A 5,970-nucleotide genomic window follows, 5' to 3' on the forward strand; every position below is an offset into this window, starting at 1 on the left:
ATTTTCCCTGGTTGTAAAGGTTCTAAAGCTCAATTAAAAGAGTGTTTACAAGAAAAAATTACACAACACGTAAACAGAAAATTTAACTCTGAGTTAGCTTCTGATTTAGGTTTAACTCCTGGTGTTAAACGTATTTTTGTAATGTTTAAAATTGATAAAACAGGAAATATTACAGATGTACAAGCACGTGCACCTCACAAAAGACTACAAGACGAAGCAATTCGTGTAGTAGAATCTTTACCTAAAATGATTCCTGGAAAACAAAGAGGAAGACCAGTAGGTGTAAAATATAGTTTACCTATTGCTTTTAAAGTTGAATAAGGTTTTCAAAATATAGTAAAAAGCTCAACCATTTGGTTGAGCTTTTTTTTTGGTACGTTTCTTGATATTAACATAATTTTAACAGTTATCGTGTTTTTAGAATAATGCAAATATTAATTGTTTCAATACCACTCAATCCAATTAATACAGTTTATTTCTAGTTATACATAACATAAAACCTATAAATTATGAACGTATCAGAAAAAAAATCCGACAGTAAAAATTTAAACAAAACACATGTAAAAACATCAAAGAAACATCCTAATGCAAATTTAGATAATTACAGTAAATTATTTGTGCAATTAGGTTTGGTATTATCACTTTTGGTGGTGTATGTATTAATTCAGAACAAATCTTTTAACAATGAAATTGCATTATTACCTAGTGGTGAAACTTTGTTAATAGATGATAGTGTACAAATAATTGAATTAAAAACGGAACCAAAACAGGAAATTGTTGCTAAAAAAATAATTGTTGATATTATTACACAAATAGATGATGATACAGATGATGAGGAAACTATTGTAAAAGGGAATGATCCAAGTACTCCAATAGATATTAGTTCGTTTAAAACTATTAAAGAAGATGATTTTGTTCCGCCAGCAGATGAATTTTTTGATATTCACGGATTGGAAGAAGCACCGCTTTTTCCTGGTTGTAAAGGCACAAATGAAGAAAGAAAGGATTGTTTTTCAAAAGAAATAAGTAAATATATCAACAGAAAATTTAATAGTGGTTTGGCAGGTGAGCTTGGTTTATCGCCTGGTGTTCAAAAAATATACACTATGTTTAAAATAGATAAAAACGGAAATATTGTTGATGTTGAAGCAAGAGCACCACATAAAAGATTGCAAGAAGAAGCAATTAGGGTTATCAACTCTTTACCTAAAATGCATCCCGGTAAGCAACACGGAAAGCCTGTAAAGGTAAGATATGCAGTTCCTATTGCTTTTAAAATAGAATAAATTATTCAGTCCAAATAATTGTAATTCTACTGAAAAATTTGTAAATTTAATATGATATTTAATCTTGCAGGATGTTGCATTTAAAAAACATCTTGTTTCTGCACTTCTTGCATTATATACCACCACTGTTTTAAACAGCGTACTCATTTTATTCTTGTTGAACTTAAAAAAGGTCATCATGGAAATTAAAAAATATCCACACGCAGTTCTTGAAAATTATTCAAAAATATTAATTGAATTAGGTTTAGTTTTAGCATTATTTGTAGTTTATGAATTCATCAATATAAAATCATATCCATCTGAAATTAAAAGTTTAGAAGGTACATTTATAAAGGCCGATGAAGTTGAAACTAATATTGAAATTAAACCTGTTGAAATTCAAGAGCCAGAAGCTCCTAAAACTGTAATTTCGGAACGGATTTTAAAAGTGGATGATGCTGTTGAAATTAAAGAATCAATTATAGAATCAACAGAGTTGGAGGTTTCAGACGCTGTAGTTGTTAATGTGTCTAAACAATTAGTAGCAGTTGAAGAAGAAGAAGAAACTGTGGTTGAAGATGTGCCTTTTATGATTATTGAAGACTCGCCAATTTATCCTGGCTGTACGGGTACTAATAAGGAAAAAAGAGATTGTTTTTCAAATGAGGTAACTAAATTTGTTTCTAAAAAATTTAATATTGAACTAGCTCAGGAATTAGGTTTGCCTGCAGGTTCTGTGCAAAGAATATTTGTGATGTTTAAAATTGATAAAACTGGACATATTTCAAATATTCAGGCGCGTGCTCCGCATAAAAAATTACAAGAAGAAGCTATTAGAGTTATTGAATTATTGCCGGTAATGACACCCGGAAAACAACGCGGTAAACCAGTTTCTGTAAGCTACGGATTGCCTATTGTGTTTAAAGTAGAATAAAATTTGGTTTAAATTATAAGATCCCGCTATTGCGGGATTTTTTATGGTAGATGATTTTAAAAGATTATATTTGTTTGATAAAATTATTTTTAAAAAAATGACTAAAATTAACATCAATCAATATTTAGATTCTACATATCTTAAAACTGCTACACAAGCAAATATTTCAGAAGAAGAAACAAAACTAAAGGTTCAAGAACTTATACAAGAAGCTATAGATAACAATTTTAAGTTAGCTATGATTCGTCCTCAGTTTGTTGCAATGGCCAGAGAAATGATTTCCAACGCAAATTCAAATGTTTTAATTGGAACAGTAATAGGTTTTCATGAAGGAACCTATAAAACTGAAGATAAATTAAAAGAAGCAATGCAAGCTGTACAAAATGATGTTGATGAGTTAGATTTTGTTGTAAACTACACAGCTTTTAAAGAAGAAAAAATAAATATAGTAAAAGCAGAAGTTTTTAAAGGAACCAAATTGGCTTTGGATAATAACAAAGTTGCAAAATGGATTATTGAAATAGCTGCTTTAACTAATGATGAAATAGTTGCCATAACTCAATTAATTAGAGATGTAGTTTTAGAAAATTTTGGAGAAGAAAATGCATCAAAGGTATTTGTAAAATCATCAACAGGATTTTTTAAAACAGAAGAAGGTAAGCCAAACGGAGCCACTTTTGAAGCTATGGAATTAATTGTTGAAAATGCAAAACCATTACCAGCAAAAGCAGCAGGTGGTGTTAGAAATTATGATGATGCTGTTAAAATGGTTGAAATGGGAGTTACAAGAATTGGAACTTCATCGGCTAAATTAATTGCAGATGGTGGAAAAGCAGAAGCAGGATATTAATATGGAAAACTATTTTGCACACGAAACTGCAGTTATAGATGAAGGTTGCACAATTGGTGCCGGAACTAAAATTTGGCATTTTAGTCACATTATGTCTAATTGCGTAATTGGCAACAAATGTAATATTGGTCAAAATGTGGTGGTTTCTCCTGAAGTTATTTTAGGCGAAAATGTAAAAGTGCAAAACAACGTTTCAATATATACGGGCGTTATTTGTGAAGATGATGTATTTTTAGGTCCGTCTATGGTTTTTACCAATGTAATAAATCCAAGAAGTGCTGTAATTCGCAAAAATGAATACAAAAAAACCTATGTTAGAAAAGGCGCAAGTATTGGAGCAAATGCAACTATAATTTGCGGAAATGAAATTGGAGAATATGCCCTAATAGGTGCAGGAGCTGTAGTAACTAAACCGGTTTTACCATATGCATTAGTTGTTGGTAATCCGTCAAAACAAATAGGTTGGATTAGTGAATATGGTCATAGGTTAGAGTTTGACTCTAACGGATTTGCCACTTGTGTTGAAAGCGGTGATAAATATCAATTACAAAATAATTCTGTTCATAAAATACTGTAAGTACCAATTAATGAAAAAAACGCTTTTATATTTTCTCTTTTTACTTTTTTCAGTTTCGGCTTTTTCACAAATGGAAAAATATCCAGTTTTTCCTGCGTGTAATTCTGTAGAAATTTCCAATCAATCAACGTGCTTTAATAATCAGTTGAAGGAATTGGTGGTAAAAGAATTTAAATTGCCAGAAAACATCAAAAAAGATAATTTCAGCGAAACTATTAACGTGGTATTTGTAGTAACTTCTTCAGGAAATTTTAAGGTAATTTATGTAAATTCTCCATACAAAGAATTGAAAGAGGAAGTAGAGAGAGTTTTTTCAACTTTTCCAACAATTACAGCAGCATCTTATAACAATCATCCAATAGAAATGCAGTTTGTATTTCCTATTTTAATTCCATTAGAAAATAATAAACAACAAAATATTTTAAGAGCAGATACTGAAGAAATAGTTTCTCAATCCAAAGAGATTTTTAAAGATGAAGTTCAATTAGTAGTTAAAAACTCATTATTCCCAGAACATAATTCTAACCTAAACATTCCGTTTGTACATACAGTTTATAATAATTATGATTTTCAATTAAATCAGGCGGAGAATTCTCATACAGCAATAAAGCCATTTTTGTATACTGAAGTTGCTAAATTTGTAGATTTAGATGCTGAGAAAAACAAGCTAATAAAACCAAAAAACACTTGGTTTGGTAGAAAATTATTAAATGAGCATATGGCCTTTGTAAAAGGAAACGATTTTTGGTTTACCGTTGATCCAATGGTTGACTTACAATTAGGAAAAGATAGTTACAACGGCTTAAATACTTTTAATAATACGCGAGCTATTGCAATAAACGGAGCAATTGGTAAAAATTTAAGTTTTTCAACAAATTTTTATGAAAGTCAAGGAAGGTTTGCAACGTATTTTAATGAATATGCCAATTCAATTAAACCAGATGGTGGAAATCCGGCAATAATTCCTGGAAGAGGAATTGCTAAAGAATTTAATTCTGATGCTTACGATTATCCTGTTGCAGAAGCATATATTTCTTATACACCAAGTAAATACTTTAATTTTCAATTTGGAAATGGTAAAAACTTTATAGGTGATGGTTACCGATCATTATTTTTATCGGATGTTGCATCTCCTTATCCATTTTTTAAAATCAATACTAGTTTTTGGAAAATTAAATACACAAACTTGTTTATGACTATGCAAGATGTACGACCAGAATTAACTGAAGATGGTGCATACAAGCAAAAATATATAGCAACGCATTACTTAAGCTGGAATGCCACAAAAAAACTAAATATTGGATTGTTTGAAACCGTAATTTGGGACGATGTAAATAATAGGGGTTTTGATGTTAATTATTTAAATCCGTTAATATTTTATACCGCAGTAGAATTTGCAACTGGATCAAGAGCAGGAAATTCATTACTTGGCCTAAGTTTAAAATATAAACTTAAAAATATATCATTCTATTCTCAATTATTGCTTGATGAGTTTAGAATATCGGAAATTACAGGAGGCAACGGATGGTGGGCAAATAAAAATGGAATTCAAATAGGAGCCAAATATTACAACGCTTTTACTATTGAAAATTTGTTTTTACAAGCTGAATTTAATTCAGTAAGACCATTTACATATTCTCATGATGAACTAAATTATAATTATGGCCATAACAACCAACCTTTGGCGCATTTATGGGGTTCTAATTTTAATGAATTTATTGGAATTGCACAGTATTCAAAAGATCGCTGGTTTGCAAATTCTAAAATAGTTTTTGGTAAAAAAGGTTTCGATTTTAATTCTTCTACAGATTCCTATAGTTATGGAGGCGATATTTACAGAGATAATGATGACAGAGCTTATGATTATGGAAACGAAATAGGTCAAGGTAATACTGCAACTATTTTTATTGGAGAGTTACAAGCTGGTTATTTAGTAAACCCTGCAACTAATTTAAAATTGTTTGGAGGAATTACGTACAGAAATTTTAACCCAGATGTTCCAACAACTACTTTTGAAAAAACAAGTACAACATGGATTTCGTTTGGCTTAAAAACCGATGTGTTTAATTGGTATTTCGATTTTTAATCAATATCAGGATTTTCTAATTCGTTTAACTCATCCAATTGTTTTAATAATTCAAATGTTTTTTTGGCTTCGTCTTCATCAATAGTTGAAATTGCTGCACCTACATGAACCAACACATAATCACCAACATTCGCTTCAGGAACCAATGTTAAACTTACTTCTTTTATAACCCCATCAAACGATACTTTTCCAACTCTAAAAGTTTCATCTAATTGCGATGTTATTGCTATTAATTTTCCTGGTATTGATAAACACATA

The 5,970-nt window shown here is 30.2% G+C and carries 7 protein-coding genes; 6 read left to right on the forward strand and 1 reads right to left on the reverse strand.

The features are described from left to right. The 6 genes from ABY298_RS14235 to ABY298_RS14260 form a co-directional block, all read left to right on the forward strand. The coding region (locus tag ABY298_RS14235; RefSeq protein WP_372746724.1) for an energy transducer TonB at nucleotides 1-321 on the forward strand (321 nt) is incomplete at its 5' end. 188 nt (nucleotides 322-509) lie between these two features. Further along, nucleotides 510-1,286, forward strand: a complete 777-nt coding sequence (locus ABY298_RS14240) for an energy transducer TonB (RefSeq protein WP_372746725.1) — start codon at nucleotides 510-512, stop codon at nucleotides 1,284-1,286. Between the two features lie 178 nt (nucleotides 1,287-1,464). Further along, nucleotides 1,465-2,199 carry an energy transducer TonB gene (locus ABY298_RS14245; RefSeq protein ID WP_372746726.1) on the forward strand — a complete coding sequence of 245 codons (735 nt, stop codon included), beginning with the start codon at nucleotides 1,465-1,467 and terminating at the stop codon, nucleotides 2,197-2,199. Between the two features lie 97 nt (nucleotides 2,200-2,296). Beyond that, the gene (deoC, locus tag ABY298_RS14250; RefSeq protein WP_372746727.1) at nucleotides 2,297-3,049 is read left to right on the forward strand and encodes a deoxyribose-phosphate aldolase; all 753 of its coding nucleotides are present in this window, start codon (nucleotides 2,297-2,299) and stop codon (nucleotides 3,047-3,049) included. Between the two features lies 1 nt (nucleotide 3,050). After that, nucleotides 3,051-3,626 (forward strand): acyltransferase, encoded by a 576-nt coding sequence (locus ABY298_RS14255; RefSeq protein ID WP_372746730.1) that lies wholly within the window; start codon nucleotides 3,051-3,053, stop codon nucleotides 3,624-3,626. Between the two features lie 10 nt (nucleotides 3,627-3,636). After that, nucleotides 3,637-5,712 carry a gliding motility protein RemB gene (locus ABY298_RS14260; protein ID WP_372746728.1) on the forward strand — a complete coding sequence of 692 codons (2,076 nt, stop codon included), beginning with the start codon at nucleotides 3,637-3,639 and terminating at the stop codon, nucleotides 5,710-5,712. Here ABY298_RS14260 and ABY298_RS14265 read toward each other — a convergent pair. Next, the coding region (locus ABY298_RS14265; protein WP_372746729.1) for a HypC/HybG/HupF family hydrogenase formation chaperone at nucleotides 5,709-5,970 on the reverse strand (262 nt) is incomplete at its 5' end. The genes ABY298_RS14260 and ABY298_RS14265 overlap by 4 nt on opposite strands.

The organism is Lutibacter sp., from assembly GCF_041596795.1.
In the GTDB taxonomy this organism is placed as follows: Bacteria; Bacteroidota; Bacteroidia; order Flavobacteriales; family Flavobacteriaceae; genus Lutibacter.

Bases quoted from the DNA above. Each gene is read 5' to 3' on its own strand.
- deoC (WP_372746727.1), top strand. From the start codon at position 2,297: ATGACTAAAATTAACATCAATCAATATTTAGATTCTACATATCTTAAA.
- ABY298_RS14255 (WP_372746730.1), top strand. From the start codon at position 3,051: ATGGAAAACTATTTTGCACACGAAACTGCAGTTATAGATGAAGGTTGC.
- ABY298_RS14240 (WP_372746725.1), top strand. From the start codon at position 510: ATGAACGTATCAGAAAAAAAATCCGACAGTAAAAATTTAAACAAAACA.
- ABY298_RS14245 (WP_372746726.1), top strand. From the start codon at position 1,465: ATGGAAATTAAAAAATATCCACACGCAGTTCTTGAAAATTATTCAAAA.
- ABY298_RS14260 (WP_372746728.1), top strand. From the start codon at position 3,637: ATGAAAAAAACGCTTTTATATTTTCTCTTTTTACTTTTTTCAGTTTCG.